Origin of the sequence: Micromonospora sp. DT46, from assembly GCF_049841735.1 — a bacterium.
GTDB classification, from domain to species: domain Bacteria; phylum Actinomycetota; class Actinomycetes; order Mycobacteriales; family Micromonosporaceae; genus Micromonospora; species Micromonospora reichwaldensis.
In genome coordinates, this window is sequence record NZ_JBNCKW010000006.1 from 33,442 (window position 1) to 60,031 (window position 26,590).

Sequence of the window (26,590 nt, forward strand, 5' to 3'; positions counted from 1 at the left end):
GGCCGTCGCGTCCGGGGTCGTCCACCGTCGGCGGTCGCGCTGCCCGGAACGGCCGATGGTGGCGTCGACCGGCTCACGATCGACGCCACCACCGGGCGGGGCCTACTGGAACAGGCCGACGTTCTTCTTCTCCGTGTCGAGGTAGTCGGCGGCGGAGTCGTCCACCGCGAGCTTGATGTCGCGCAGCATGACCTGGAGGTCCTGCGAGGCCGACCGCCAGCGGCGCTGCCGCTGCTCGTAGGCCTGGAGGGCCTCGCCGGACCAGCTCGCCACGAGCGGGGCGGCGTCCCGTTCGAGCTGCCCGAGCTGCGAGTCGAGCGCGTTCAGCGCCTTCTGGATGTCCGCGCTCGCCTGTTGCAGGGCGGCGAAGTTGACGACCAGTACACCGTCCATCGGATGTCTCCTCCCCCGGGACCGGGTCAGAGCGGCAGCTGGATGCCGCCGCGGTTGGTGGTGGACACCCGGCTGGCGGCCTCGGCGTCCGAGACGTCGTAGTGCCGGCCGGCCGTGCGGACGGCGCCGGCGGTCTCCCGCAGCGCCCGCTGAAGCGCCGCCTGGTCCTGTGCCCACTGCTGCTTGACCTGCTCGAACGAGCGCCCGCCGGCACCGCGCCAGGCCTGCTGCAACACCTCCAACTCGGCCATCAGGCTGCTCAGCATGGACTGCAGGGACTGGTCGACCTGCTCGAACTTCGCGGCGGTCTGCTGCATCACCGCTGCTTCTGCCTGGGTCTGGGACACCCGGGACGTCACCTCGTCTCCTCGGTCGTGGCTGGCCGTGAGCGCACCCGCCCACCGGGCGCGCCGCTCGCGCCGCCCGGACGTCGAGCGTGGCGGGCGCGGGGTCAGCGAAACTCGTCGCTGACGGTAGCGGTACCGTCGCGGTTCTGCTACCCCGTGGCCATCCCCTGTGGACGACTGCGGCCCCCATCCCGCCGGACGCTCCCCTTACGATGGGCGGCGTCGATGTCGCGGCGAGTGACCGGTCGAGGAGGCACGGTGACGGTGACCACCGGCCCGGGCCCGCACCGGCCGGCCCCGGGCCACGATCCCGCCCCGACCGCCGCGCCCCTCGTGCCGGCACCGCCCGGGTCGGCCGGTCCGCCCGGCCTGGCTGGCCCGGCTGGCCCGATCGGCCTGGCTGGCCCGGCCGGCCCGGCTGGCTCGGCCGGCCCGGCTGGCACGTCCGGCCCGGCTGGCCCGATCGGCTCGCCTGGCCCGTCCGGCACCGTGGCCGGCGCGCCGGCACCACCGGCCGCCCTGCCGCCGTCGCGGAACCCGGCCGGCCGGCGGAGGGGCGCCGGTGTCCGGGCCGGTCAGGTCGTCGCCACGCAGGTGGCGGTGGCCGCCGTGGTCGCGGCCGCCGGCCGGGGCGTGCTGGTGACGTTGGCCGCCGTGGGGGTGGCCGCGCTGCTGCTGCCCCTGGCCTGGGTGCGGCTGCGGGGGCGGTGGCTCTTCGAGTGGCTGGCCACGGGCCTGGGCTACGCCACCCGCCGCCGCGCCCTGCCGCCGGCCGCCGGCCCGGCGGCCCTGCTGGACCTCGTCGACCCGGGCGCGGTCGTGCGTCCCGCCGAGCTGGCCGGCACGCCGGCCGCCGTGCTGGACGACGCCGCCGGCATGGTGGCCGTGCTGGAGGTCGGCGATCCGGCCGACCTGCTCGGCGACGCTCCCCGCGCGCTGCCCGTCCCGGCGTCCCTGCTGCCGGCCGCCGCGCCGGACGGCCCCCCGGTGCGGCTCCAGCTCCTCCTGACGGGCTCTCCGGCGCCGACCGTCGGCGCGGGTGGCGGCGCGGTCGCCACCTCGTACCGGCAGCTCACCGACGGGCGGCTCACCGGCCGGGAACGGGCTGTGCTCGCCGTGCGGGTGCTGCGTGCCGAGGGCTGGACGGCAGAGGAGCTGCGGCGGGCGCTCGCCGGAACGGTGCGCCGCATCGCACGCCGGGTCGGGCCCGTCACCGCCCGCCCGCTGGGCGAGCACGCGACGCTGCGGGTGCTGGCGGAGCTGGCCCACCACGACGACCGTCCCGCGCAGGAGTCCTGGCAGGCGGTCCGGGCGGGCGACCTGCTCCAGACCACGTTCCGGCTGCGCCGCTGGCCCGACCCGCGTACCGACGCCGGCCGGCGGCTCGTGACCCGGCTGCTCGCGCTGCCCGCGACGGCGACGACCGTCTCGCTCGGCGTCGGGCCGTGGGCCGGCGCCGACCCCGCGTCGGCGCCGACCGAGCTGGCCGTACGGCTGGCTGCCGCCACCCCGGCGGATCTCTCGATCGCGGCGCAGGCGCTGCGCCGGCTGGTGGCCGAGGTGGGCGGCGAGGTGCACCGGCTCGACGGCGCGCAGCTCGCCGGGTTGGCCGGCACGCTGCCGCTCGCGGCGGCGGGCGCGGCGGGTCCGGGTCCGGCGCCCGACGGCCTGGAGCTGACCCTCGGCGAGGCGGGGCTGATGGTCGGCACGAACCGGCACGGCGGCGCGGTGACCGTCCGGCTGTTCCGGCCGGAGAGCACCCGGGTGATGCTGGTCGGCGGGATACGCGCGGCGCAGCTGGTGGCGGTGCGGGCCATGGCGCTCGGGGCCCGGGTGGTGGTGCAGACCGCCCGCCCGCGCGGGTGGGAGCCGTTCGTCCGGGGCGTCGGCACCCCCGGCGCGATGATCCCGGTGGTGCCGCCGGGCCGTCCGGTGGGCGAGCCGGGGTCGCCGCTGTGCCCGCTGCTGGTGGTGGTGGACGCCGGTCCCACGCCCGCCGAGCCGGAGCAGGGGTCCCCGTGGCGGACCACGCTGCTGGTGCGCGACGAGTTGACCCCCGCCGACGCCGACGCGTTGGGCCGCGCCGACCTGGCCGTGCTGCAACCGCTCGACCCGGCCGAGGCCGCCGTGGCGGGCGCCGCGCTGGGCCTCGGCGGGTCGGCGGAGTGGCTGACCCGGATCCGGGACGACATGGTCGCGGTGGTCAACCGGCGGGCGCTGCGCTGGGCGCTGCTCTCCCCCACCCCGATCGAGTCGCAGCTGATCGGCCGCCCGTCCCGCCGCTGAGCGGGACGACGGTCGCGGCTTCCGCAGCTTGTCCGTCCGTGGCACGATCCGGCCATGGGTTTCCTCAAAGGGCTGCTGATCCGGCTGGGCAGCACGGCGCTCGCCTTCTGGCTGGCCACGCTGCTCATCCCGGGCATCACGCTGGAGTCGGCGTCCGCCGGCGAGACGGTCGTCACGCTGGTCCTCGTCGCGGTGATCTTCGGCGTGGTCAACGCGGTGCTCCAGCCGATCATCAAGACCGTCGGCTGCGGCTTCTACCTGCTGACCCTCGGGTTGATCGCGCTGGTGGTCAACGGGCTGCTGTTCCTGCTCACGAGCTGGATCGCCGACCAGGCCGGGCTGCCCTTCCACGTCGACGGCTTCTGGCCGGAGGCGGTGCTCGGCGCGCTCTTCGTCGGCATCGTCACGTGGATCCTCGGGGCCGTCCTGGACCGGGACTGACCCGAACCGACCAGCGGGCGGGCCGCGACCAGAGGGCGGGAATTGGCCGCTGATCGGGCCGGGTGGCCGGGTTAGCGTCGCGGGCATGTTCACCCTGACCCGCGACGACGGCTACCTGCTCAGCACCGACCCGGCCCGGATCGACCTGGGCCTGGTGCACCACTGGCTCTGCACCGACGCGTACTGGGCGCTCGGGCGGGACCGCGAGACGGTGGCGCGGGCGTTCGCCGGGTCGGTGCCGTTCGGCGTCTACCGCCCGGGTGACGGCCGCCAGGTCGCGGTCGCCCGGGTGGTCACCGACCACACCACCTTCGCCTGGCTCTGCGACGTCTACGTCGACCCGGGCGAGCGCGGCCGGGGACTGGGCACCTGGCTGGCCGGGGCGGTCCGCGACCACCTCGCCGAGCTGGGCGTACGCCGGATCCTGCTGGCCACCGCCGACGCCCACGCGGTGTACGCCAAGGTCGGGTTCGCCCCGATGACCGATCCGCACCGCTGGATGCAGCTCGACCAGCGGAACCAGCCGGTGAGTCCGGTCACCGGAAAGGAACCGGGCGACCTCCCGGCCCTTACGGTGGAAACGTGACGCCACTCCGCCTCGGCTACCTCTACGGCTTCGTCGCGTACCTGCTCTGGGGGTTCTTCCCGCTCTACCTGCGGCTGATGCGCCCGGCGGGGCCACTGGAGATCCTGGCCCACCGCATCGTCTGGTCGGTGGTGTTCGTCGCCCTGCTGCTGGCGGCGATGCGCAACGTCGGTTTCCTGCGGGCACTGCTGCGCCGGCCCCGGGCGCTGGCCGGCATCGGCGTCGCCGCCGCGCTGATCGCGGTGAACTGGGGCACCTACATCTACGGCGTGACCTCCGAGCGGGTGGTGGAGACCGCCCTCGGCTACTTCATCAACCCGCTGGTGGTGGTGCTGCTGGGCGTCACCGTGCTGCGCGAGCGGATGCGGCCCACGCAGTGGGTGGCGCTCGGCATCGGCGGGCTGGCCGTGGCCGTGCTGACCGTCGACTACGGCCGGCTGCCGTACCTGGCGCTGGTGCTGGCGTTCAGCTTCGCCGGATACGGCCTGGCCAAGAAGCAGCTCGGGCTGCCCGCCGCCGAGGGGCTCTTCGTCGAGTCGGCGGTGCTGGCGCTGCCCGCGCTGGCGTACGTGGGTTGGCTCGCCGCCCGCGGCGAGGGCACCTTCGGGGAGGTGTCGGTCGGGCACACCCTGCTGCTGGTGTCGGCGGGGGCGGCGACCGCGATCCCGCTGCTGCTCTTCGCCGGGGCGGCGAACCGGCTCCCGTTGACCGGTCTCGGCATGATCCAGTACCTCGCCCCCATCCTCCAGCTCGGCTGCGGGGTGCTGATCTTCCACGAGCCGATGCCGCCGGCCCGGATCGCCGGCTTCGCCCTGGTCTGGGCCGCGCTGATCGTCTTCACCGTCGACGCCGTCCGCAACTCCCGCCGTACCCGCGCCGCCACCCTCGCCGCCCGCCGGGCCGAGGCCGTCGCCGCGCCCCGCTAACCGGCGCGGGTCAGCGGACGTCGTAGACGAGGACGGGGGTGCCGTCGGCGCGCAGCAGCTCCAGCCGGACCAGCTCCGCGTCGGTGAACCGGGTCGCGCCGGTGATCCGCAGGTCGTCGCCGGGAGCGGCGAGCCAGGAACCGATCTGCTCCGTCGCGCCGTCCGGGCCGTGCGCCACCAGCCGGAAGGTGTACGCCTTGGCGTAGCCGGCCTTCGCGTCGTACCCGCAGCGCATCCGCACCTCGGTGCCCCAGTCGGTGCCGTTGAGGGCGATCTCGGCGTGCACCGGCACCGCGCCGGCGACCGGCTGCATGGCGACCATCCGCACCTCGACCGGGGTCGGGCCGACGGCCTCCCGGGGCAGCAGGGCGGCGGTGCCGACGCCGACGACCAGGGCCGCCACGGCGGCCGCGAGCGTGGTGAGGGCGTACCGGCGGCGGGTGGCCGACCGATCGCGGCGGCGGCGCTCCCGCGCGGCGGCGAGCAGTTCGGGCACCCGGGGGTTCTCCGGTGGCGGCAGGAACTGTTCCAGCCCGGCCGGGTCGAGCCGGCCGAGCAGCCCGGGCAGGACGGCGATCTCGGCGACCGCCTCCCGGCAGGCGGCGCAGCCGGCGAGGTGCCGCTCGTAGGCCACCCGGTCGGCGGGAGCCAGCGCACCCAGCACGTACGCGCCGTCGTCGTGCGCGAACTCGCACCGGGTCATTCCGTCACCCCCATCTCGGCCAGGACCAACCGTAGTGAGCGCAGGGCGTAGTGGGTCCGCGACTTGACCGTGCCGGGCGGCACGCCCAGCCGGGAGGCCGCCTCCGCCACCGACCGCCCCTGGTAGAAGCACTCGACCAGCACCTCCCGGTGGGTGGGGCTGAGCCGGTTCAGCGCCTCGGCGACGGTCCACGCCTCCACCGCGCGTTCCGCCTCGTCCACGGCCTCGGGAGGCTCGGGCAGCTCGTCGGTGTAGACCTCGCCGACCCGGGCGGAGCGGCGCCGCCAGGCGTCGATGGCCAGGTTGCGGGCGGTGGTGAAGAGCCAGGACCGGATCGAGCCGCGCGTCGGGTCGAGCGCCTCCGGGTGCCGCCAGGCCCGCAGCAGCGTCTCCTGCACCAGGTCCTCGGCCCGCTGCCGGTCGCCGTTGACCAGCCGCAGGGCGTGCGCGTACAGCGCCTCCGCGTGCTCGTCGTGCAGCGCGCGGAGCAGTTGGGCGTCGTGGTCGCTGATGGCGGTCTCCTCGCTGTCGGCGCGAGTCCGGCGGTGGCGTTCGCACGGGAATACGTGCCGCCGCCCCGAACGGTTCAGCCGCAGGTCACCGTGGCACCCCCGGCCGAGGTGTTCACGCCCGGTTCATACCGTCGCCGACGGTCGCTCACCGCGCCCTCCTAGCGTCCGGCGGGTACGCACGCCAGCGGCTGATCCGGCGTGCACCGACCCCCATCAGGAGGCTCCTTCCATGAGCGACCGTCCCCGGCTGCTCCCGTTGCTGGGCGCCACCCGCCACGGCAGCCGCGACGCCATGACCTGTCTCTACCGGTGCGGCAACGCGTGCGACCACCCGGTGCCCAACACGTCCGACAACGCGTACTTCGGGGACGTGGTGAACGCGGAGGTGTCCCGGCGCGGCGTGGTCCGGGCCGGCGCGGTCGGCGCGCTGGTCCTGGGCTTCGGCGGCGCGGTGGCCGGCGCCGCCCCCGCCGCGGCGGCCCCCGCCACCCCCGTGGTCCCCGGTGCCGCCGGCTTCGACCGCCCCGCCGGCGGCGTCGGCAGCGGCGCGCTGACCTTCAAGCCCGTCCCGCCGAACACCCTCGACAGCCTCGTCGTGCCGAACGGGTACGACCACGCGGTCGTCCTGCGCTGGGGCGACCCGGTGGTGCCGGGCGCCCCCGAGTTCGACGTGCGCGCCCAGAGCGCCGCCGCCCAGGCCCGGCAGTTCGGCTACAACAACGACTTCGTCGGGGTGCTGCCGCTGGACGGGCGCCGCCGCGCGCTGCTCGTGGTCAACCACGAGTACACAAACGAGGACCTGATGTTCCCCGGCTTCACCAGCCAGGACGCGCTGAGCGTCGAGCAGCTGCGGATCGCGATGGCGGCGCACGGCATGTCGGTGGTGGAGCTGGAGCGGGTCGACGGCACCGGGCAGTGGCGGCCGGTCACCAAGGGCCGGCGGCCGTACAACCGGCGGATCACGGCGCTGGCCACGAAGTTCGAGCTGACCGGGCCGGCCGCCGGCTCGGTCCACCTGCGGACGGCTGCCGACCCGAAGGGCCGTACGGTCGTCGGCACGCTGAACAACTGCGCCGGCGGGGTGACCCCGTGGGGCACCGTGCTCTCCGGCGAGGAGAACTTCAACCAGTACTTCGTCGGCGGCGACGCGGTGGCCGAGGAGGTCAAGCCGAAGCTGACCCGGTACGGCATCACCACCACGACCCGCCACCCGAGCGGCAGCCGCAAGTGGGAGCGCGCCGACGAGCGGTTCGACCTGGCGAAGCACCCGAACGAGGCAAACCGGCACGGCTGGATCGTCGAGATCGACCCGTACGACCCGGAGAGCCGCCCGCGCAAGCACACCGCGCTGGGCCGGTTCAAGCACGAGGGCGCGAACGTCATCGTCGCCGGGAGCGGGCACGTGGTCGCGTACATGGGCGACGACGAACGGTTCGACTACCTGTACAAGTTCGTCTCCGACAAGAAGTTCATGAAGGGCAACTCCTGGGTGGCCCGCCGGCACAACCTGACCCTGCTGGAGTCGGGCACCCTCTACGTCGCCGAGCTGAAGCAGAGCAGCGCCGGCGAGATCGACGGTTCCGGCAAGCTCCCCTCCGACGGGGCGTTCGACGGCCGGGGCCGGTGGATCAAGCTGGTCAGCGGCAACCGCTCGTACGTCGACGGGATGACGGCCGCCGACGTGCTCACCTTCACCCGGCTGGCCGGCGACAAGGTCGGCGCGACCAAGATGGACCGCCCGGAGGACGTCGAGCCGAGCCTGCTCACCGGCAAGGTGTACGTGGCGCTGACCAACAACACCGACCGGGGCAGGGCCGGCAAGCCGACCGCCGACGAGGCGAACCCGCGCAACTCGAACAAGCACGGCCAGGTGCTGGAGCTGGTCGAGGACCGTGGCGACAACGCGGGCGAGACCTTCGCCTGGTCGCTGCCGATCGTCGCCGGTGACCCGGCGGACCCGTCGACCTTCTTCGCCGGGTACGACAAGACGAAGGTCTCCCCGATCTCCTGCCCGGACAACGTGGCGTTCGACGCCACCGGGAACCTCTGGATCTCCACGGACGGCAACGCGCTGGGCAGCAACGACGGCCTCTTCGCCACGGCCGTCGAGGGGCCGGAGCGGGGCCACCTGAAGCAGTTCCTCACCGTGCCGGTGGGCGCGGAGGCCTGCGGCCCGTTCATCACCGGGGACAACCGCTCGGTCTTCGTGGCGGTGCAGCACCCGGGCGAACTCAGCGGCGCCTCGGTCGAGAAGCCGGCCTCGAACTGGCCGGACGGCGACTACGCCAAGCCGGGCGTGGTGGTCGCCTGGCGCCTGGACGGCGGGCCGATCGGCAGCTGACCACCCGTCGGGCGGTCCGCCGCCGGACCGCCACCGTGGCCCTCTCCCAGCCGGGGAGAGGGCCACGGTCGTCGCGGCCCGCGCCCGGGCGGCAGGCGGGACACGCAAGCGTGCCCCGGACGGCCGGGTCAGCTGTCGGCGGCCAGGCCGTCGGCGATCGTCCGGGCGACGGTGAGCAGCTTCGCCCGGACCACGCGGGCGGAGGTCATCATCTCGCCGGCCGGCAGCGCGCAGGCCAGCACGACCCGGCGCTCCATGTCCTTGTCGGGGCTGACCAGCACCGCGGCGCAGGCCACGCCCTGCCGGAACTGCCCCAGCTCCAGCTGCATGCCCCGCCGGTCCCCGGCGGCCAGGTCGACCTCGAACGCCTCGGAGGTGGTCAGGGTGGCGGTGGTGAAGGGACGCATGCCGTAGTCGCGCAGGTAGCGGAAGCGCTGCTCGGCGGTCATCGTGGCGAGCAGCGCCTTGCCGAGGGCGGTCGCGTGCGCTCCCTCGTCGAACCCGGGCACCAGGTCCTCCAGGTACGGCGAGCGCGGGCCCTCGGCCACGGCCGTGACCGCCACCTGGCCGCCCACGAACCGGCCGAGGTAGTGGCTGTAGCCGGTGTCCATGGCGGCCCGGCGCAGGCTCTCCCCGACCGCGGGCGGCCCCCGGAACGCCGTCACCAGCTCGCGGTAGCGGTCGGCCACCTCCAGGCCCACGATGTACGTGCCGTCCTCGCGACGGATCACGTAGCCCTCGTAGGCCAGGGTGCGGACCAGGTGGTAGGTCGTCGCCACGGTCAGCTCGCAGCGCCGGGCGATCTGTTTGACGGTGAGCCCCTTCGGGGCGCGACCGACCGACTCGAGCACTCGTAGCGCGCGGGACACGCTCCGGATGAGATCCGAAGGTTCCGCCAAGGGGTCGCGCACAACCACCTCCGCCGCCGGGGACTTACACCATATGAAAAACAGGCCCGGATCGAAATGCCCGTTCGGGTGGAGGATGCCAGATCGTCATGAACGTCGCGTTGCTCGACAGGCACGTTCTGTGACGAAAACCCCGCTCGCGTAGGTTTGCCGGACCATGACCGACATCGCGCTCCAGCCCGCCCCGGGCGTCGCCCCGCCCCGGCCCGCGCGGGCCGTGACCGGGGCCGTCGCCGTCACCATCGCCTGCGTCCTGCCGGTCTTCCTGCTCGGCGGTCTCGCCGTGCAGATGGGCGAGGACCTCGGCTTCTCGCCGGCCGGGCTGGGCCTGGCCGTGTCGGTCTACTTCGGCGTGGGGGCGCTGGCCTCGGTGCCCTCCGGCGTCCTCGCCGAGCGGCACGGGCCGACCGTGGTGGCCCGGGCCGGCATCCTGCTCTCCGCCGCCTGCCTGCTGGCCGTGGCGGGGCTGGCCCGGTCGTACCCGGTCCTGCTCGGGCTGCTCGCGCTCGCCGGCACCGCCAACGCCCTCGGTCAGCTCGCCAGCAACGCCACGCTCGCCCGGCACGTGCCGACCCGCAGGCAGGGGTTGTCGTTCGGGGTGAAGCAGGCCGCCATCCCCGTCGCCACCCTGCTGGCCGGGGCGGCGGTGCCGACCGTGGCGCTGACAGCCGGCTGGCGCTGGGCGTTCGTCGCGGCCGCCGGCGCGGCCCTGGCGGCGCTGCCGGCCGTACCCGCGCGGGAGCCGCGCCCCGCCCGGGCGGCCACCCCGACCCGCGGCGGCCGCGCCACCGCGGCCCTGGTGGTGGTCGGGGCCGCCGGAACCTTCGCCGCGGCCGCCGCGAACGCGCTCGGCACCTTCGTCGTCGACTCCTCCGCCGACCGGGGGCTGTCACCCGGGCTGGCCGGGCTGACCCTGACGCTGGGCAGCGCGGTCTGCGTGGCGGCCCGGGTCGTCGTCGGCTGGCTCGCGGACCGCCGCGCCACCGGGCACGTCGCCCTCATCGCCGGCATGCTCGTGGTCGGCGCGGCCGGGCTCGGCCTGCTCGCGACGGCCGGGCCGGTGCCGCTGGTGGCCGGCGTGCTGCTCGGCTTCGGCCTGGGCTGGGCGTGGCCGGGCCTGATGACCTTCGCGGTGGTCCGGCTGCACCCGCAGGCCCCGGCCGCCGCCACCTCGGTCACCCAGACCGGGGTGTACGCGGGCGGCTGCCTCGGCCCGCTCGGCCTCGGTGCCGTGGCCGCACACGCCGGCTACCCGGTGATGTGGCTCGTGGCCGCCGGGTCGATGCTGCTGGCCGCCGCCCTGATGCTCGCCGGCAGTCGCCTGCTCGCCCGCCACTAGCGGACCGGGCGTCAGCTGGTGCGGTCGGCGATGTAGTCGCAGAGGGATTCGAGGGCGCGGCGGGCCGGGCCCTGCGGGAGCGGCGAGAGCTGCTCCCGGGCGTCCTCGGCGTAGCTGCGGACCGTCTCCCGGGCCCGCTTGAGCGCCGGGCTCTCGCGCAGCAGACCGAGCGCCTCGGCGTGCAGGTCGTCGTCGGTCAGCGGCCCGGTGGCCAGGATCTCCCGCAGCCGCACCGAGGCGGCGTCGGCGTCGTCCGAGCCGAGCGCGTAGAGCACCGGCAGGGTCGGTACGCCCTCGCGCAGGTCGGTGCCGGGCGTCTTGCCCGACTCCACCGACTCCGAGGCGATGTCGAGCAGGTCGTCGGAGAGCTGGAAGGCCACGCCGATGGTCTCGCCGTAGCCGGCCAGCGCCTCGGTGTGCTCCGGGGCGGCACCGCCGAACATGCCGCCGAAGCGGGCCGACGTGGCGATCAGCGAACCGGTCTTGCCCGCGATCACGTCGAGGTAGTGGGCCACCGGGTCGTCGCCGGGGCGGGGACCGACGGTCTCGGCGATCTGACCGTGCACCAGCCGCGCGAAGGTGCGCGCCTGGAGGCGTACGGCCTCGATGCCCAGGTCGGCGGCGATGTCGGCGGCGCGGGCGAAGAGGTAGTCGCCGACGAGGATGGCGACCGAGTTGGTCCACCGGGAGTTGGCGCTCGGCGCGCCCCGGCGCACGGCGGCCTCGTCCATCACGTCGTCGTGGTAGAGCGTCGCCAGGTGGGTGAGCTCCATCACCACGGCGGCCGGCACGACCTGTGGCCCTGTGGGATCGCCGAACTGGGCGCCCAGCGCCACCAGCAGCGGGCGGAACCGCTTGCCGCCGGCCTCCACGAGGTGCCGGGCGGCCTCCGTCACGAACGGGTCGGCGCTGGCCACGCTCGCCCGCAGCTCGGACTCGACGCCCTCCAACAGGCCCAGCACGGACGCCTCGACGCGGGGATCGGCGAGATAGAGGCCGAGCGCGCCGAACTGACTCGTGCTCACCCTGGTCCGACGGCCGCCGGACCCGGAGGCACCTGAACGCTCGCCAGCCGGATTCACCACGCCATCAACCATGCCACACCCCTCCGACCTGCCAGGGACGGGGGATACGGCGCGGGGGCCGGCACGCCGTGGCGTACCGGCCCCCGCGGGCGTGAGCGTCGGTCATCTGACAAATTCGGCGGCGCCGGTTGCCAGGTCGAGCAGCGGCGCGGGCGCCACACCGAGCACCAGCGTGGCGAGCACGCCGATCATCAGCGCGGCCGAGGTCAGCCCGCCGGGCACGGCGACGGTCGGCGTCGACTCGCCGGGCTCGGAGAGCCACATCATCACCACGACCCGCAGGTACGGGAAGGCCAGCACCATGCTGGTCAGCACGCCGGCGATCACCAGCCACGCCTGCCCGCCCTCGAGCGCCGGGCCGAAGACCGCGAACTTGCTCGTGAAGCCGCTGGTCAGCGGGATTCCGGCGAAGGCCAGCAGGATGAAGGTGAAGATCCCCGCGTAGAACGGCGAACGCCGTCCCAGCCCGGCCCAGCGGGACAGGTGGGTGGCCTCCCCGTCGGCGTCGCGCACCAGGGTCACCACGGCGAACGCGGCGAGCACCGAGAAGCCGTACGCGACCAGGTAGAACATCGTCCCGGAGATCCCGTCGGCGCCCGGCGCCAGCACGCCGACCAGCAGGTAACCGGCGTTGGCGATGGAGGAGTACGCCAGCAGCCGCTTGATGTCGGTCTGCGTGACGGCCAGCACCGCGCCGACCAGCATGGTCAGCACCGCCACGACGCCGAGGACGGGGGTGAAGTCCCACCGGGCCCCGTCGAACGCGACGTGGAACACCCGTAGCAGGGCGCCGAACGCGGCGACCTTCGTGCAGGCGGCCATGAGACCGGTGACCGGGGTCGGCGCGCCCTGGTAGACGTCCGGGGTCCAGACGTGGAAGGGGGCCGCCGCCGCCTTGAAGAGCAGCCCGATGGCGAGCAGCGCCATGCCGGCGAAGAGCAGCACCGGGCTGGCCGGGGAGTTCTCGACCGCGGCGTCGATGGTGGCGAAGTCGACACCCGCCTGCCGACCCGGGATGCCCGCCGTGAAGCCGTAGATCAGGGCCACGCCGAACAGGAAGAAGGCCGAGGCGTACGCGCCGAGCATGAAGTACTTCAGCGCGGCCTCCTGGCTCAGCAGCCGCCGGCGGCGGGCCAGCGCGCAGAGCAGGTAGAGCGGCAGCGAGAAGACCTCGAGCGCGATGAACATGGTCAGCAGGTCGTTCGCCGCCACGAAGATCAGCATGCCGCCGATCGCGAACGTCGTCAGCGGGTAGACCTCGGTGAGTCCGTTCTTGCCCTCGGCCTGCCGCCGGTCGTCGGCCGACTCGGCGGTGACGGCGGCCTGGGCGACGAACGCCCCGCCCCGCTCCACCGAACGCTCGCCGATGAGCAGCAGCGCCATCGCGGCGAGGACCAGGATCGCGCCCTGGAGGAAGAGCGTCGGCCCGTCCACCGCGATCGCCCCGCCGATCGTGATCTTCCGCTCGTCGGCCGCCAGCACCACCATGGTCAGCGCGGCGAGCACCGCCAGCAGGGCCATCGACAGCTGGACCACGTGCCGGAGCCGGCGGGGCACGAACGCCTCGACCAGCACGCCCAGCAGAGCGGCGCCCAGCATGATCAGGGTCGGAGCGAGCGCCGCGTAGTCGATCGACGGCAACTTGAGCTCGGTCACTGCGCAAACCTTTCGTTCGCGACTGCGGGGCTCACTCGCTCCGCTCGTTCACTCCTCGCGCTCACCGCTGCAAACCTTTCGTTCGCGACTGCGGGGCTCGCAAGCTCGCTCCTCGCGCTCACTTTGCCGCCTCCTGGACGGTTCCGCCCGACGTCGGGGCGGGGTCGGTCCGGCCGACGTCCTGCATGGTCGCCTGCACGGCCGGGTTGATCACATCGGTGACCGGCTTCGGGTAGAAGCCGAGCAGCACGATCAGCGCGATCAGCGGCGCGACCACGAACTTCTCGCGCAGGTTCAGGTCACGCTTCATGCCGTCGATCTGGGTGAGCGCCGGGTTGAGCGTGCCCTGGGTGGTGCGCTGCACCATCCACAGCACGTACGCGGCGGCCAGGATGATGCCGAGCGTCGCGATCACCGCGACCGGCTTGTTCACCGTGAACGTGCCGATCAGCACCAGGAACTCGGAGACGAACGGGGCGGTGCCGGGCAGCGCGAGCGAGGCCAGACCGGCGAAGAAGAGCACCCCGGCCAGGATCGGCACCAGCTTGCCGGCGCCGCCGAAGTCGCTGATCAGCGCCGAGCCCCGCCGGGCGATGAGCATGCCCACCACCAGGAAGAGCAGGCCGGTGGCGAGCCCGTGGTTGACCATGTAGAGCACCGCGCCGGTGCCGGCCTGCGTGGTGAAGGCGAAGATGCCCACCCCGATGAAGCCGAAGTGCGCGATCGAGGTGTACGACACGAGCCGCTTCAGGTCGTTCTGGCCGACCGCCAGCAGCGCGGCGTAGATGATGCCGATCACGCCGAGCGCCAGCGCCCACGGGGCGAACCACTTGGCCGCGTCCGGGAACAGCGGCAGGCAGTAGCGCAGGATGCCGAACGTGCCGACCTTGTCGAGCACGCCGACGAGCAGCGCCGCCGCACCCGCCGGGGCCGCGCCACCGGCGTCCGGCAGCCAGGTGTGGAACGGGAAGAACGGCGCCTTGATCGCGAACGCGAGGAAGAAGCCGAGGAACAGCCAGCGCTCCGTGCCGGTGGAGATGTCCACCTGGGACAGCGCCTGCCAGTCGAAGGTCTTCCCGCCGACGACCCAGAGGCCGATCACCGCGGCGAGCATGAACAGACCGCCGACCAGCGAGTAGAGGAAGAACTTCACGGCCGCGTACTGCCGCTGGTGGCCGCCGTAGCTGCCGATGAGGAAGTACATCGGCACCAGCATGACCTCGAAGAACACGTAGAACAGGAACACGTCGGCGGCGGCGAAGACGCCGATCATCGTGCACTCGAGGACGAGCAGCAGGGCGAAGTAGACCGGCACCGACCGCTTGGACGACTCGGCGTCGTGCCAGGACGCCAGGATCACCAGCGGTACGAGCACCGCGATCAGCATCAGCATCACCAGCGCGATGCCGTCGGCGGCGAAGGTGAAGCTGACGCCCCAGTTCGGAATCCAGGTGTAGGACTCACGGAACTGGAAGCGGTCGCCACCAACCTCGAAGGTCACCCACATGACCACCGACAGCACCAGCACCAGCAGCGACCAGCCGAGCGCCACCTGCTTGGCCAACTCCGGCCGGCTGCGCGGCAGGAAGGCCACCACCAGGGCGCCGACCAGCGGTGCCACGGTGAGCACCGAGAGGAACGGGAAGTCGGACATTATGCGGCCTTACCTCCGTCGTCACTGCGCGGTCCGCCGGAGACGGCCGCCTGGAAGAGGTCGATCACGCCAGCCACCCCGCCTCGACGGCCAGGAACGCCGCCAGGACCAGCAGCGCGCCGGTCAGGATCGAGGTGGCGTACGACCGGACGAAGCCCGTCTGGAGCCGCCGGAGTCGACCCGAGCCGCCACCGATCCCCGCCGCGAGGCCGTTGACCAGCCCGTCGACGCCCCGGTTGTCGAGGTAGACCAGTGCCCGGGTGAGGAAGATGCCCGGCTTCTCGAAGATCGCCTCGTTGACCGCGTCCGTGTAGAGGTTGCGGCGGGCGGCGGTGACCAGCACCCCGGCCGGCTGCGGCGCGGTGGCCGTGCCGCTCCGGAACAGGAACCAGGCCAGCCCGGCACCGAGCACGGTGACCAGGATCGACAGGATCGTGATCACGGTGTGCGAGAGCACCGGGTGGTGCTCCCCCTCTGCCGCACCGAGTCCGGCCGTGGCGGTGAGCCAGTCCGGCACCGAGGTGGAGAGCAGCCAGCCCGCCCCCACCGAGCCGACCGCCAGCAGGATCAGCGGGATGGTCATCAGCTTCGGCGACTCGTGCGGCTGCCCGATGTCCTCGGTCCAGCGCTTCGGCCCGTGGAAGGTGAGCACGAAGAGCCGGGTCATGTAGAACGCGGTGAGCCCGGCACCGAGCAGGGCCGCGCCGCCGAAGAGCCAGGCGGTCCAGTCCTCCCGCTCGAACGCCGCCACGATGATCGGCTCCTTGGAGAAGAAGCCGGACAGCGGCGGGATGCCGATGATCGCGAGCCAGCCCGTCATGAAGGTGATCCAGGTGACCTTCATGTACTTCGACAGCCCACCGAACCGGCGGATGTCGACCTGGTCGTTCATGCCGTGCATGACCGAGCCGGCGCCGAGGAACATGTTGGCCTTGAAGAAGCCGTGCGCCAGCAGGTGCACGATCGCCAGCGCGTAGGCGCCACCGCCGAGGCCGACGCCGAGGAACATGTAGCCGATCTGGCTCACGGTCGACCAGGCCAGCACGCGCTTGATGTCGTCCTTGGCCGCGCCGATGATGCAGCCGATCAGCAGCGTCAGTGCGCCGACGCTCACCACCACCAGCTGGAGGGTGGAGTTGGCCGAGAAGATCGGGTTGGACCGGGCGATCAGGTAGACGCCGGCGGTGACCATGGTCGCGGCGTGGATGAGCGCCGACACGGGGGTCGGGCCCTCCATCGCGTCCGGCAGCCACGCCTGGAGCGGGAACTGGCCGGACTTGCCGGTCGCGCCGAGCAGCAGCAGCAGGCCGAGCACCAGCACCGTGGTCGCGGTCAGCGAGCCGACCCCGTTGAAGACCTCGTCGTACTGGGTGGTGCCGAGGCTGGCGAACATGATGAAGATGCCGATCGCCAGGCCGGCGTCGCCGACCCGGTTCATCAGGAACGCCTTCTTGCCGGCGGTGGCGGCGCTGGGCCGCTCGTACCAGAAGGAGATCAGCAGGTACGACGCCAGACCGACGCCCTCCCAGCCGAAGTAGAGCATCACGTAGTTGTTGCCGAGCACCAGCAGCAGCATGGCGGCGACGAACAGGTTGAAGTAGGCGAAGAACCGCCTACGCCCCGCGTCGTGCGACATGTACTCGACCGCGTAGAGGTGGATCAGGAAGCCCACCCCGGTGATCAGCAGCACGAAGACGGCGGCCAGCGGGTCGAAGAGCAGACCGAAGTCCACCCGCAGGTCGCCGACCGTGATGAAGTCCCACAGGCTCAGCTCGACCGACTTGTTCTCCAGGCCACGCAACTGGAGGAAGTAGGTCAGGCCCAGCACGAACGCGGCGCCGATGGCGGCCACCCCGAGCCAGTGCCCCCAGCGGTCCGCCCGCCGGCCGAGCAGCAGCAGGACCGCCGCGCTGAGCAGCGGAATCGCCACCAGCAGCCAGACGCTGCCCAGCAGCCCGTCCGCCGTCGCGTAGGCGACGGTGCCCACCGGCTCAGCCGGGGCGTTCGTCAGAATCGTTCCCACCGCAGGACCCCTCAGTACTTCAGCAGGTTGGCGTCGTCGACACTCGCGGAGCGTCGGGTCCGGAAGATCGCCATGATGATCGCGAGCCCGACCACGACCTCGGCCGCCGCCACCACCATCACGAAGAACGCCATGATCTGGCCGTTGAGGTCACCGTTGATCCGGCTGAAGGTGACCAGCGTCAGGTTGGCCGCGTTGAGCATCAGCTCGATGCACATGAAGAGCACGATCGCGTTGCGCCGGATGAGCACACCGACCGCGCCGATGGTGAAGAGCACCGCGGCCAGCACCAGGTAGTAGTCCGGCGTCACTTTTCCGTCCCCTTCAGGGTCGTCTCCCGGTCGTCCAGCTCGCGCACCGGCAGGATCTCCGGGGTGCTCCGCTCGGTCAGCCGGCCGTCCGGCAGACGGGCCGGGGTGGCCACGGAGGAGGAGGTCGCGTAGACGCCCGGGCCGGGCTTCGGGCCCGGGTAGTTGCCCGGGGCGAAGCGCGCCCGCATCGTCTTCGGCTGGTCCAGCCTGTCCTCCTTGCGCCGCTCGATGTGGGCCAGGACCATCGCGCCGATGGCGGCCGTGATGAGCAGCGCCGAGGTGAGCTCGAACGCGAAGACGTACTTGGTGAAGAGCAGCCGGGCGATGCCCTGCACGTTGCCCTCGGCGTTGGCCTGCTCCAGGCCGACCGCCGTGGTGCCCTCCAGCGCGCGCCACAGCCCGCCGCCGGCCAGGCCGGCGAAGCCGAGCCCGAGCACCACCGCCGCGACCCGTTGGCCGCGCAGCGTCTCGATCAACGAGTCCGAGGCGTCGCGACCCACCAGCATCAGCACGAACAGGAAGAGCATCATGATCGCGCCGGTGTAGACGATGATCTGCACCATGCCGATGAACGGCCCGGCCTGCAGGACGTAGAAGACGCCCAGGCAGAGCATCGTCAGCACCAGCCAGAGGGCCGAGTGCACGGCGTTGCGCGCCGCGACCATCCCGATCGCGCCGATCAGCGCCAGCGGAGCCAGGATGTAGAAGGTCACCTGCTCCCCGCTGGAGACCTCGCCCGCCGCGGCGAGCACCGTCTGCGTGGTCATGCTCCGTCTCCCTTGGCGGCTGCCGCCCGCTGGGCGTGCTGCTCGGCGCCCGGGAAGGTCACACCGGGGTGCTCCTCCACCTGGTACCGGCCCGGGTTGTTGGCCGAGTGCTCCGCGCCGGCCGAGGTGCCCGGGTTGGTCAGCGCGCCGACGTAGTAGTCCTTCTCGCTGTCGCCGAGTCGCATCGGGTGCGGCGGCTGCTCCATGCCCGGCAGCAGCGGCGCGAGCAGCTGCTCCTTCGTGAAGATCAGATCCTGCCGGTTGTCCCGGGCCAGCTCGTACTCGTTGCTCATGGTGAGCGAGCGGGTCGGGCAGGCCTCGATGCAGAGCCCGCAGAAGATGCAGCGGGCGTAGTTGATCTGGTAGATGCTGGCGTACCGCTCACCCGGCGAGAAGCGCTGCTCGTCGGTGTTGTCGCCGCCCTCGACGTAGATCGCGTCCGCCGGGCAGGCCCAGGCGCACAGCTCGCAGCCGATGCACTTCTCCAGCCCGTCCGGGTGCCGGTTGAGGATGTGCCGCCCGTGGTAGCGCGGCGCCGACACCGGCGGCTTGAACGGGTAGTCGGTGGTGATGACCTTCTTGAACATGTGCGAGAAGGTGACACCGAATCCCTTGAACGTTCCGGTGATCGCGCCCACGTCACACCTCCCTGGAGTCCGGGCCGGCGGCGATGTTGGCCGGTTCCCGCTCGGCGACCACGCGCCTCGTGCGCGGGCTCGGTGGTACCTGCAGGTCCATCGGGGGCAGCGGGAAGCTGCCGTGCGGCCGGTCGTTGACCTGCTCCTGGACCGTCGGCTTCGGCTGCTGCTTCCGGCTCGGCCAGAGCAGCGTGGCGAGCAGCAGGATGCCGGCGGGGATGCCGACGGCGATCAGCTTGCTGCGCGAGTCCCAGTCCTCGATCGAGCGCAGGCCGGCCAGGACCAGGATCCAGACCAGGTTGATCGGGAGCAGGACCTTCCAGCCGAAGCGCATGAACTGGTCGTAGCGCAGCCGGGGCAGGGTGCCCCGCAGCCAGACGAAGACGAACACCAGCATGACGACCTTGCCGAAGAACCACAGCATCGGCCACCAGCCGGAGTTGGCGCCCGCCCAGATGCTGGTGATCGGCCACGGCGCGTGCCAGCCGCCGAGGAAGAGCGTCACGGTGAAGGCCGACATGGTCACCATCGCGACGTACTCGCTGAGCATGAAGAGCGCGAACTTCAGGGAGCTGTACTCCGTCTGGAAGCCCGCCACCAGCTCCGACTCCGCCTCGGGCAGGTCGAACGGCGCCCGGTTCGTCTCACCGACGATGGCGATGAAGAACATGATGAAGCTGGGGAGCAGCAGGAGCGCGTACCAGCCGGGGGCCGGGATCTCGAAGCCCCCGATGCTCAGCCGGGTGCCGTCGCCCTGGGCGGCGACGATCCCGCTGGTCGACATGGTGCCGGCGGTCATGAAGACCGCGACGACGCTCAGGCCCATCGTGACCTCGTACGAGACCAGCTGGGCGGCGGAGCGCAGGCCGCCGAGCAGCGGGTACGTGGAGCCGCTGGCCCAGCCGCCGAGCACGATGCCGTAGACGGCCAGCGAGGAGAGTGCCAGCACCACCAGCACCGCCACCGGCACGTCGGTGACCTGTAGCGGCGTCCGGTGCCCGAAGATGCTGACCATCGGCCCGAACGGGATCACCGACAGCGCGGTGATCGCGCAGACCACCGAGATCACCGGGGCGAAGAAGAAGACGACCTTGTCGGCGGTCCGCGGGAGGAGGTCCTCCTTGAAGGCGAGCTTCAGGCCGTCGGCGAGGGTCTGCAGCAGACCGAACGGGCCGGCCTGGTTGGGGCCGGGTCGCACGGCCATGCGGCCCACGACCCGGCGCTCGAACCAGACGCCGAGCAGCGTGGCCAGCACGGCGACGACGAACGCGAAGACGATCTTGCCGAGGACCAGCCACCAGGGATCCCGGCCGAAGTCGGCCAGCGTCGGATCCTGGGCCAGGTAGACCGCGTTCACTGCTGTACACCCCCTGCGTTGAGGAGCGGGCCCGGGCGGTCCGCCGCGTCGGCGGCGACCGCGGCGGCGGAGATCCGCACGAGCGCTCCGGACGTCGCGCCGAGGCTGCGTCGCACGGTCGAGCCGGGCGAGTTGGTCGGCAGCCAGACGACGCCGTCCGGCATCTCGGTGATCGCCGCCGGCAGGGTCAGCGCCCCCCGGTCGGTGCCCACCGTCACCGGGTCGCCGTCGGCGACGCCGAGCGCCTCCGCGGTGCCCTTGCCCAGCCGGACCACCGGCGGGCGGGCGGTGCCGGCGAGGTGCTCGTCGCCGTCGGTGAGGCTGCCCAGGTCGACCAGCTGGTGCCAGGTGGCGAGCACCGCCTCACCGGCGCCGGGCTCCCGCACCGCGGCCGGCTCCACCGACGGGGTGGCGGGACGGTCGGTCCGGGTCCGCGGCAGCGCGCCCAGCTCGCGGCGGACGCTGAGCACGTCACCGGTGCCGAGCTGCACGTCGAGCTGCGCGGCGAGCGCGTCCAGCACGCGGCCGTCGGTCATCGCGGCGGTGCGCAGAACCGCCTCGAAGGTGCGCAGCCGGCCCTCCCAGTCCAGGAAGCTGCCGGCCTTCTCGACCACCGGGGCGACGGGGAAGACCACGTCGGCCCGCCGGGCCACCGCGCTCATCCGTAGCTCCAGGCTGACCAGGAACGGCACCTCGTCCAGGGCCTTCTCGGCCAGCCGCGGGTCGGCCAGGTCGGCCGGGTCGACCCCGGCCACCACCAGCGCGCCGAGCTGACCGCCGGCGGCGGCGGCGAGGATCGCGTCGGTGTCCCGGCCGGCCTGGCTCGGGATCACCCCGGCGGGGATGTCCCACGCCTCACCCAGCTCGGCCCGGGCGGCCGGCTCGTTGACCAGGCGGCCGCCGGGAAGCAGGTTGGGCAGGCAGCCCGCGTCGACCGCGCCGCGGTCACCCGCGCGCCGCGGCACCCAGGCCAGCTTCGCGCCGGTACGCCGGGCCACGTCGGCCGCCGCGGAGAGGCCGCCCGGCACGCTGGCCAGCCGCTCGCCGACGATCAGGATCGCGCCCTCGGCGCTGAGCGCCTCGGCGACCGTCGCGTGCTCGGCGAGCACGGTCGCCTCCTCGCCCGGCACCACCCGGGCCAGCTTGGCCCCGAGCTTCTCCAGGCCGCGGGTGGCGAACGGCGCGATCGCGTAGACCGTCAGCTTCTTCTTCAGGTACGCCTTGCGCAGCCGCAGGAAGAGGATCGGGCACTCCTCCTCCGGCTCCAGCCCGACCAGCACCACGGCCGGCGCCTTCTCGACGTCGGCGTACGTGACGTCGGTGACCCCGGCGACCGAGCTGGCCAGGAAGTCCGTCTCCTCGCGGGAGACCGGCCGGGCCCGGAAGTCGACGTCGTTGGTGTTCAGCGCGACCCGGGCGAACTTCGCGTACGCGTAGGCGTCCTCGACGGTCAGCCGACCGCCGGTGAGCACCGCCGTGCCCCGTCCGCCGTCCCGCGCCGCGCGCAGCCCCTCGGCGGCGACGGCCAGCGCCTCGCTCCACGCCGCCTCACGCAGCTCGCCGGTCTGCGGGTCGCGGACCAGCGGGGTGGTGAGCCGGTCGAAGGCGCGGGTGTACTGGAAGCCCCACCGCCCCTTGTCGCAGTTCCACTCCTCGTTCACCGCCGGGTCGTCGCCGGCCAGCCGGCGCAGCACCTTGCCCCGCCGCCAGTCGGTGCGCTGGGCGCACCCGGCCGAGCAGTGCTCGCAGACGCTCGGGGAGGAGACCAGGTCGAACGGCCGGGCCCGGAACCGGTACTGGGTGCCGGTCAGCGCGCCGACCGGGCAGATCTGCACCGTGTTCCCGGAGAAGTACGAGTTGAAGGGAACGTCGCCGGAGTCGGCCCCGGCGTCGGCGCCGGGGCAGCCCGCGCCCGTCTCCACGCCGTAGTCCTCGTCCCGGTAGATGTTGATCTCCTCGGCGGACGACCGGCCCATCAGGTCGATGAACTTGTCGCCGGCGATCTCCTCGGAGAACCGGGTGCAGCGCTGGCAGAGCACGCAGCGCTCGCGGTCGAGCAGCACCTGCGTGCTGATCGGCAGCGGCTTCGGGTACTCCCGCTTGTGCTCGTGGAACCGCGAGTCGGAGCGTCCGGTGGACATCGCCTGGTTCTGCAGCGGGCACTCGCCGCCCTTGTCGCACATCGGGCAGTCGAGCGGGTGGTTCAGCAGCAGCAGCTCCATGACCCCCTCCTGCGCCTTCTTGGCGACCGGAGAGGTGAGCTGGGTGCGTACCACCATGCCGTCGGCGACGGTCTGGGTGCAGGAGGCGACGGGCTTGCGCTGCCCCTCCACCTCGACCAGGCACTGCCGGCACGCGCCGGCCGGGGCCAGCAGCGGGTGGTCGCAGAACCGGGGGATCTCGGTGCCCAACTGCTCGGCGACCCGGATCAGCAGCGCCCCCTTCGGGGCGGTGACCTCGACGCCGTCGATGGTGAGCGTGACGGTCTCGGTCTGCTTCGCTACGTCGGTCATTAGTGGGCTCCCACCAGCTGCTTGTCCGACAGCTTCGGCGCGGTACGTCCCTCGATGTAGTCGAGGTAGTCCTGCTTGAAGTACTTCAGCGACGAGGTCACCGAGCTGGTCGCGCCGTCACCCAGGCCGCAGAACGAGCGGCCGAGGATGTTGTCGCAGGTGTCCAGCAGGGTGTCCAGGTCCTCGTGGGTGCCCTGACCGGCGAGGATCCGCCGGTAGACCCGGACCATCCAGTAGTTGCCCTCGCGGCACGGGGTGCACTTGCCGCACGACTCGTGGTGGTAGAACTCCAGCCACCGGTACGTCGCGTAGACCGGGCAGTCCTGGTCGGAGAAGATCTGGGTGGCCGTGGTGCCGAGGATCGAGCCGGCCGCCGCCACCCCCTCGAAGTCCAGCGGCACGTCCAGGTGCTCGGCGGTGAGCAGCGGCGTCGACGAGCCACCCGGCGTCCAGAACCTCAGGTTGTGACCGGGCTGCATGCCGCCGGCCAGCTCGATCAGCTCCCGCAGGGTGACGCCCATGCCGCACTCGAACTGGCCGGGGTTGGCGATCCGGCCGGAGAGCGAGTAGATCATCGGGCCGGACGACTTCTCCGTGCCCATGGTCTTCCACCAGTCGGCGCCGCCCAGCACGATGTAGGGGACGCTGGCGATGGTGCCGACGTTGTTGACCACCGTCGGGCTCGCGTACAGGCCGTGGGTGGCCGGGAACGGCGGGCGCAGCCGGGGCTGGCCCCGGAAGCCCTCCAGCGAGTCCAGCAGCGCGGTCTCCTCGCCGCAGATGTACGCCCCGGCGCCCGAGTGCACCACCAGCTCCAGGTCGTACCCGGAGCCGAGGATGTTCCGGCCCAGGTAGCCCTTGGCGGTCGCCTCCCGCACGGCGTTGCGCAGCCGGCGCGCGGCGTGCACCGCCTCGCCCCGGATGTAGATGTAGGCGCGGCTGGCACGGATCGCGTACGACGCGATGATCACGCCCTCGACGAGGGCGTGCGGGTCGTGCGTCATCAGCGGGAGGTCCTTGCAGGTGCCCGGCTCCCCCTCGTCGGCGTTGACGACGAGGTAGTGCGGCTTGCCGTCGCCCTGCGGGATGAACCCCCACTTGAGACCGGTCGGGAAGCCGGCGCCGCCGCGACCGCGCAGGCCGGAGTCCTTGATCAGCTGGATCAGGTCGTCCGGGTGCGCCTTGAGCGCCTTGCGCAGGGCCGCGTAGCCGTCGAGCTTCTCGTAGGTGCCGATCCGCCAGGCGTCCGGCGACAGCCAGCGCTTGGTGAGTACCGGCGTCAGCTTGGCCAGGGTCTCCGGCCGGGGAGTGGTCACTTCTGGACCCCCGTCTCGCTCGCGACGGCGGAGCCCGCGCCACCGGCGCCCGCCTCGGCTTCCTTGAGGTTGCGCTGCTGCGCACCGGCCGCGTCGCCGGCGGGCTTGCCGTCGCCGGCCGGCGCGTTGGCCGCCGCCCCGGCGGCCTCCGCCTCCTGCGCGTCGCGGGGAGCCGGCGGGGCGCCGTCCACCGGAACCTTGGTGCCCGGGGCGTCCGGCACGGCGGTCGCCGCGTCGGGCTGGCGGGTCTCGGCGGTACGCACCTCGGGCGACTTGGCGTCCGGCGCCTTGACGTCACGGGTGGTGCTGCCGGCCGCCTCGGCGGCGGGTGCGGGCTCGCCGGTGCCCGCGTTGACCGTGGCGGGCCGGGTGTCGTTGCCGCTCGGGGCCGGCGCGGCCTTGGCCGGTTCCGGCGCCGGCTTCGCGGCCTCGCTCCGGGCCTTCGCCTCGGCGGCGGCCTTGTCGGCCTCGGCCTTGCTGCGGATCGGGGTGTTCGGGTCGAAGCCCGGCACCGAGATGCCGTGCTCCTGCGCCAGCCGCAGCCCCCGCAGGGTGGGCTCTCCCGGCCCGCCGTCGGCGACCGCGCCCTCCCGCTCGTCGGCGAAGCCGGCGAGCTGCACCGCCATCTCCTTGAGGGTGCAGAGCCGGGCGCCCCGGGTCGGCATCGGCCGGCCACCGGCGCGCAGCTCGTCGACGACGCCGCGTGCGGTCTGCGGGTCCACCCCGTCGAAGAAGTCGTAGTTGACGGTCATCACCGGGCCGTAGTCGCACGCCGCCAGGCACTCGGCGTGCTCCAGGGTGATCGTCCCGTCGGCGGTGGTCTCGTCGTGCCCCACGCCGAGGTGCTCGGCGAGGGTGTCGTAGACCTCCTGGCCGCCGAGCACGTTGCACATCGTGTTGGTGCAGACGCTCACCAGGTAGTCGCCGGTCGGCCGGCGCTTGTACATGGTGTAGAAGGTGGCGACCGCCCCGACCTGGGCCTTGTTCAGGCCCAGCACCTCGGCGCAGAACGCCACGCCGGCCGGGGAGACGTAGCCCTCCTCGGACTGCACCAGGTGCAGCAGCGGCAGCAGCGCCGACCGGGACCGGTCGGCCGGATAGCGGGCGATGATCTCCCGTGCCCGTTCGCGGGTCTCGTCAGTGAACACACTCATCGGTCACAACCACCCATCACGGGGTCCAGCGATGCCCCACCGGCGATCACGTCGGCGATCAGGCCGCCCTCGGCCATCGCCGGGAGCGCCTGGAGGTTGACGAAGCTCGGCTCCCGGTAGTGCACCCGGTAGGGCCGGGTGCCACCGTCGGAGACGGCGTGCACGCCCAGCTCGCCGCGGGGCGACTCGATGCCGACGTAGACCTGGCCCGGCGGCACCCGGAAGCCCTCGGTGACGAGCTTGAAGTGGTGGATCAGCGACTCCATCGACTGACCCATGATCTTCGCGACGTGCTCCAGCGAGTTGCCCATGCCGTCGACGCCGATGGCGAGCTGCGCCGGCCAGGCGATCTTCTTGTCGGCCACCATCACCGGGCCCGGCTTGAGCCGGTCCAACGCCTGCTCGACGAGCTTGAGCGACTCCCGGATCTCGGCGAGGCGGACCAGGTAGCGGCCCCACACGTCGCCGTCGGTGTGCGTCGGCACGTCGAACTCGTACGTCTCGTAGCCGCAGTACGGCATGGTCTTGCGCAGGTCCCAGGCGAGGCCGGCCGAACGCAGCACCGGGCCGGTCACGCCGAGCGCGAGGCAGCCCGTCACGTCGAGCACCGCGACGTTCTTCGTCCGCTCGAGCCAGATGGGCTGCCCGGAGAGGAGGTTCTCGTACTCCTTGAGCCGCTTCGGCAGCAGCTTCAGGAACTCGCGGATCTTGACGATCGCCTCGTCCGGCACGTCCTGGGCCACACCGCCCGGCCGGACGTACGCGTGGTTCATCCGCAGGCCGGTGATGATCTCGAAGATCTCCAGGATGTACTCACGCTCGCGGAAGCCGTAGAGCATCATGTTGATCGCGCCCAGCTCCATGGCCGTGGTGGCCACCCAGACCAGGTGCGAGGAGATCCGGTTCAGCTCCATCATCAGGACCCGGATGGTGTTCGCCCGCTCGGTGATCTGGTCGGAGATCCCGAGCAGCTTCTCCACCGCCAGCGCGTACCCCGTCTCGTTGAAGATCGGGGCGAGGTAGTCCATCCGGGTCACGAAGGTGCTGCCCTGGACCCAGTTGCGGTATTCGAGGTTCTTCTCGATGCCGGTGTGCAGGTAGCCGACGACCGAGCGGGCCTCGCGGACCGTCTCGCCCTCCAGCTCCAGGACCAGCCGGAGCACGCCGTGCGTCGACGGGTGCTGCGGACCCATGTTGACGACGATCCGCTCGTCGTTGATCGGGTCGGTCCCCGAGACGACGCTGTCCCAGTCCCCACCGGTGACGGTGAAGACCTTCCCCTCGGTGGTGTCGCGCTCGGTGGCGTAGTTCGACGTGGTCACAGTGCCGGCCCT

At 72.7% G+C, this 26,590-nt stretch carries 23 protein-coding genes; 6 read left to right on the forward strand and 17 right to left on the reverse strand.

Annotated elements, in window-relative coordinates:
- Positions 1-102: 102 nt before the first annotated feature.
- Both ACLQ20_RS17235 and ACLQ20_RS17240 read right to left on the reverse strand, forming a co-directional pair.
- Positions 103-393 (reverse strand): WXG100 family type VII secretion target, encoded by a 291-nt coding sequence (locus ACLQ20_RS17235; protein ID WP_132232078.1) that lies wholly within the window; start codon positions 391-393, stop codon positions 103-105.
- A gap of 26 nt (positions 394-419) precedes the next feature.
- Positions 420-740 carry a WXG100 family type VII secretion target gene (locus ACLQ20_RS17240; protein ID WP_132232452.1) on the reverse strand — a complete coding sequence of 107 codons (321 nt, stop codon included), beginning with the start codon at positions 738-740 and terminating at the stop codon, positions 420-422.
- A gap of 369 nt (positions 741-1,109) precedes the next feature.
- Here ACLQ20_RS17240 and eccE point away from each other — a divergent pair, with 369 nt between their 5' ends.
- The 4 genes from eccE (at position 1,110) to rarD (ending at position 4,979) form a co-directional block, all read left to right on the forward strand.
- The gene (gene eccE / locus ACLQ20_RS17245) at positions 1,110-3,026 is read left to right on the forward strand and encodes a type VII secretion protein EccE (RefSeq protein WP_425857204.1); all 1,917 of its coding nucleotides are present in this window, start codon (positions 1,110-1,112) and stop codon (positions 3,024-3,026) included.
- Positions 3,027-3,080: 54 nt separating this feature from the next.
- On the forward strand, positions 3,081-3,467 hold the full coding sequence (locus ACLQ20_RS17250; RefSeq protein WP_151457240.1) for a phage holin family protein: 387 nt from the start codon (positions 3,081-3,083) through the stop codon (positions 3,465-3,467).
- Between the two features lie 85 nt (positions 3,468-3,552).
- Entirely contained in the window at positions 3,553-4,053 is a 501-nt protein-coding gene (locus ACLQ20_RS17255; protein ID WP_425856512.1) for a GNAT family N-acetyltransferase, read from the forward strand.
- A complete protein-coding gene (rarD, locus tag ACLQ20_RS17260; protein ID WP_425856515.1) occupies positions 4,050-4,979 on the forward strand; it encodes an EamA family transporter RarD in 930 nt (309 codons plus the stop codon). Before ACLQ20_RS17255 ends, rarD begins: the two co-directional genes overlap by 4 nt.
- A gap of 10 nt (positions 4,980-4,989) precedes the next feature.
- On the opposite strand, the gene ACLQ20_RS17265 is transcribed toward rarD, so the two are convergent.
- The gene (locus ACLQ20_RS17265) at positions 4,990-5,682 is read right to left on the reverse strand and encodes a zf-HC2 domain-containing protein (protein WP_327030277.1); all 693 of its coding nucleotides are present in this window, start codon (positions 5,680-5,682) and stop codon (positions 4,990-4,992) included.
- The gene (locus tag ACLQ20_RS17270; RefSeq protein WP_255474788.1) at positions 5,679-6,173 is read right to left on the reverse strand and encodes a sigma-70 family RNA polymerase sigma factor; all 495 of its coding nucleotides are present in this window, start codon (positions 6,171-6,173) and stop codon (positions 5,679-5,681) included. The genes ACLQ20_RS17265 and ACLQ20_RS17270 overlap by 4 nt, the downstream gene beginning before the upstream one ends.
- Positions 6,174-6,423: 250 nt before the next feature.
- Here ACLQ20_RS17270 and ACLQ20_RS17275 point away from each other — a divergent pair, with 250 nt between their 5' ends.
- Complete coding sequence (locus tag ACLQ20_RS17275) at positions 6,424-8,535, forward strand: PhoX family protein (protein ID WP_425856518.1); 2,112 nt, start codon at positions 6,424-6,426, stop codon at positions 8,533-8,535.
- A gap of 128 nt (positions 8,536-8,663) precedes the next feature.
- Here ACLQ20_RS17275 and ACLQ20_RS17280 read toward each other — a convergent pair whose 3' ends face one another.
- Positions 8,664-9,446, reverse strand: a complete 783-nt coding sequence (locus tag ACLQ20_RS17280) for an IclR family transcriptional regulator (protein ID WP_151454895.1) — start codon at positions 9,444-9,446, stop codon at positions 8,664-8,666.
- A gap of 154 nt (positions 9,447-9,600) precedes the next feature.
- Between ACLQ20_RS17280 and ACLQ20_RS17285 the strand changes: the two genes are divergently transcribed.
- Positions 9,601-10,782: an MFS transporter gene (locus tag ACLQ20_RS17285; protein ID WP_358114531.1), complete on the forward strand. Its 1,182-nt coding sequence runs from the start codon at positions 9,601-9,603 to the stop codon at positions 10,780-10,782.
- A gap of 11 nt (positions 10,783-10,793) precedes the next feature.
- Here ACLQ20_RS17285 and ACLQ20_RS17290 read toward each other — a convergent pair whose 3' ends face one another.
- From ACLQ20_RS17290 to ACLQ20_RS17345, 12 genes are all read right to left on the reverse strand, one after another.
- Positions 10,794-11,879, reverse strand: coding sequence for a polyprenyl synthetase family protein (locus ACLQ20_RS17290; RefSeq protein WP_132232098.1), 1,086 nt, complete (start codon positions 11,877-11,879; stop codon positions 10,794-10,796).
- Positions 11,880-11,969: 90 nt separating this feature from the next.
- On the reverse strand, positions 11,970-13,523 hold the full coding sequence (gene nuoN / locus ACLQ20_RS17295) for an NADH-quinone oxidoreductase subunit NuoN (protein ID WP_151454893.1): 1,554 nt from the start codon (positions 13,521-13,523) through the stop codon (positions 11,970-11,972).
- A gap of 118 nt (positions 13,524-13,641) precedes the next feature.
- Positions 13,642-15,177, reverse strand: coding sequence for an NADH-quinone oxidoreductase subunit M (locus ACLQ20_RS17300; RefSeq protein WP_132232102.1), 1,536 nt, complete (start codon positions 15,175-15,177; stop codon positions 13,642-13,644).
- Between the two features lie 64 nt (positions 15,178-15,241).
- Positions 15,242-17,200 carry an NADH-quinone oxidoreductase subunit L gene (gene nuoL / locus ACLQ20_RS17305; RefSeq protein ID WP_192581415.1) on the reverse strand — a complete coding sequence of 653 codons (1,959 nt, stop codon included), beginning with the start codon at positions 17,198-17,200 and terminating at the stop codon, positions 15,242-15,244.
- A gap of 11 nt (positions 17,201-17,211) precedes the next feature.
- Positions 17,212-17,511 (reverse strand): NADH-quinone oxidoreductase subunit NuoK, encoded by a 300-nt coding sequence (gene nuoK / locus ACLQ20_RS17310; protein WP_132232104.1) that lies wholly within the window; start codon positions 17,509-17,511, stop codon positions 17,212-17,214.
- Positions 17,508-18,278: an NADH-quinone oxidoreductase subunit J gene (locus ACLQ20_RS17315; protein ID WP_151454892.1), complete on the reverse strand. Its 771-nt coding sequence runs from the start codon at positions 18,276-18,278 to the stop codon at positions 17,508-17,510. Before ACLQ20_RS17315 ends, nuoK begins: the two co-directional genes overlap by 4 nt.
- On the reverse strand, positions 18,275-18,916 hold the full coding sequence (nuoI, locus tag ACLQ20_RS17320; RefSeq protein WP_089002426.1) for an NADH-quinone oxidoreductase subunit NuoI: 642 nt from the start codon (positions 18,914-18,916) through the stop codon (positions 18,275-18,277). The genes ACLQ20_RS17315 and nuoI overlap by 4 nt, the downstream gene beginning before the upstream one ends.
- Position 18,917: 1 nt before the next feature.
- The gene (nuoH, locus tag ACLQ20_RS17325; RefSeq protein ID WP_132232110.1) at positions 18,918-20,273 is read right to left on the reverse strand and encodes an NADH-quinone oxidoreductase subunit NuoH; all 1,356 of its coding nucleotides are present in this window, start codon (positions 20,271-20,273) and stop codon (positions 18,918-18,920) included.
- Complete coding sequence (locus ACLQ20_RS17330) at positions 20,270-22,786, reverse strand: NADH-quinone oxidoreductase subunit G (RefSeq protein WP_425856527.1); 2,517 nt, start codon at positions 22,784-22,786, stop codon at positions 20,270-20,272. Before ACLQ20_RS17330 ends, nuoH begins: the two co-directional genes overlap by 4 nt.
- Positions 22,786-24,102, reverse strand: coding sequence for an NADH-quinone oxidoreductase subunit NuoF (gene nuoF, locus ACLQ20_RS17335; RefSeq protein ID WP_132232114.1), 1,317 nt, complete (start codon positions 24,100-24,102; stop codon positions 22,786-22,788). The genes ACLQ20_RS17330 and nuoF overlap by 1 nt, the downstream gene beginning before the upstream one ends.
- Positions 24,099-25,256 (reverse strand): NADH-quinone oxidoreductase subunit NuoE, encoded by a 1,158-nt coding sequence (gene nuoE / locus ACLQ20_RS17340; RefSeq protein ID WP_425856531.1) that lies wholly within the window; start codon positions 25,254-25,256, stop codon positions 24,099-24,101. Before nuoE ends, nuoF begins: the two co-directional genes overlap by 4 nt.
- Entirely contained in the window at positions 25,253-26,578 is a 1,326-nt protein-coding gene (locus ACLQ20_RS17345; protein WP_151454890.1) for an NADH-quinone oxidoreductase subunit D, read from the reverse strand. The genes nuoE and ACLQ20_RS17345 overlap by 4 nt, the downstream gene beginning before the upstream one ends.
- Positions 26,579-26,590 lie beyond the last annotated feature (12 nt).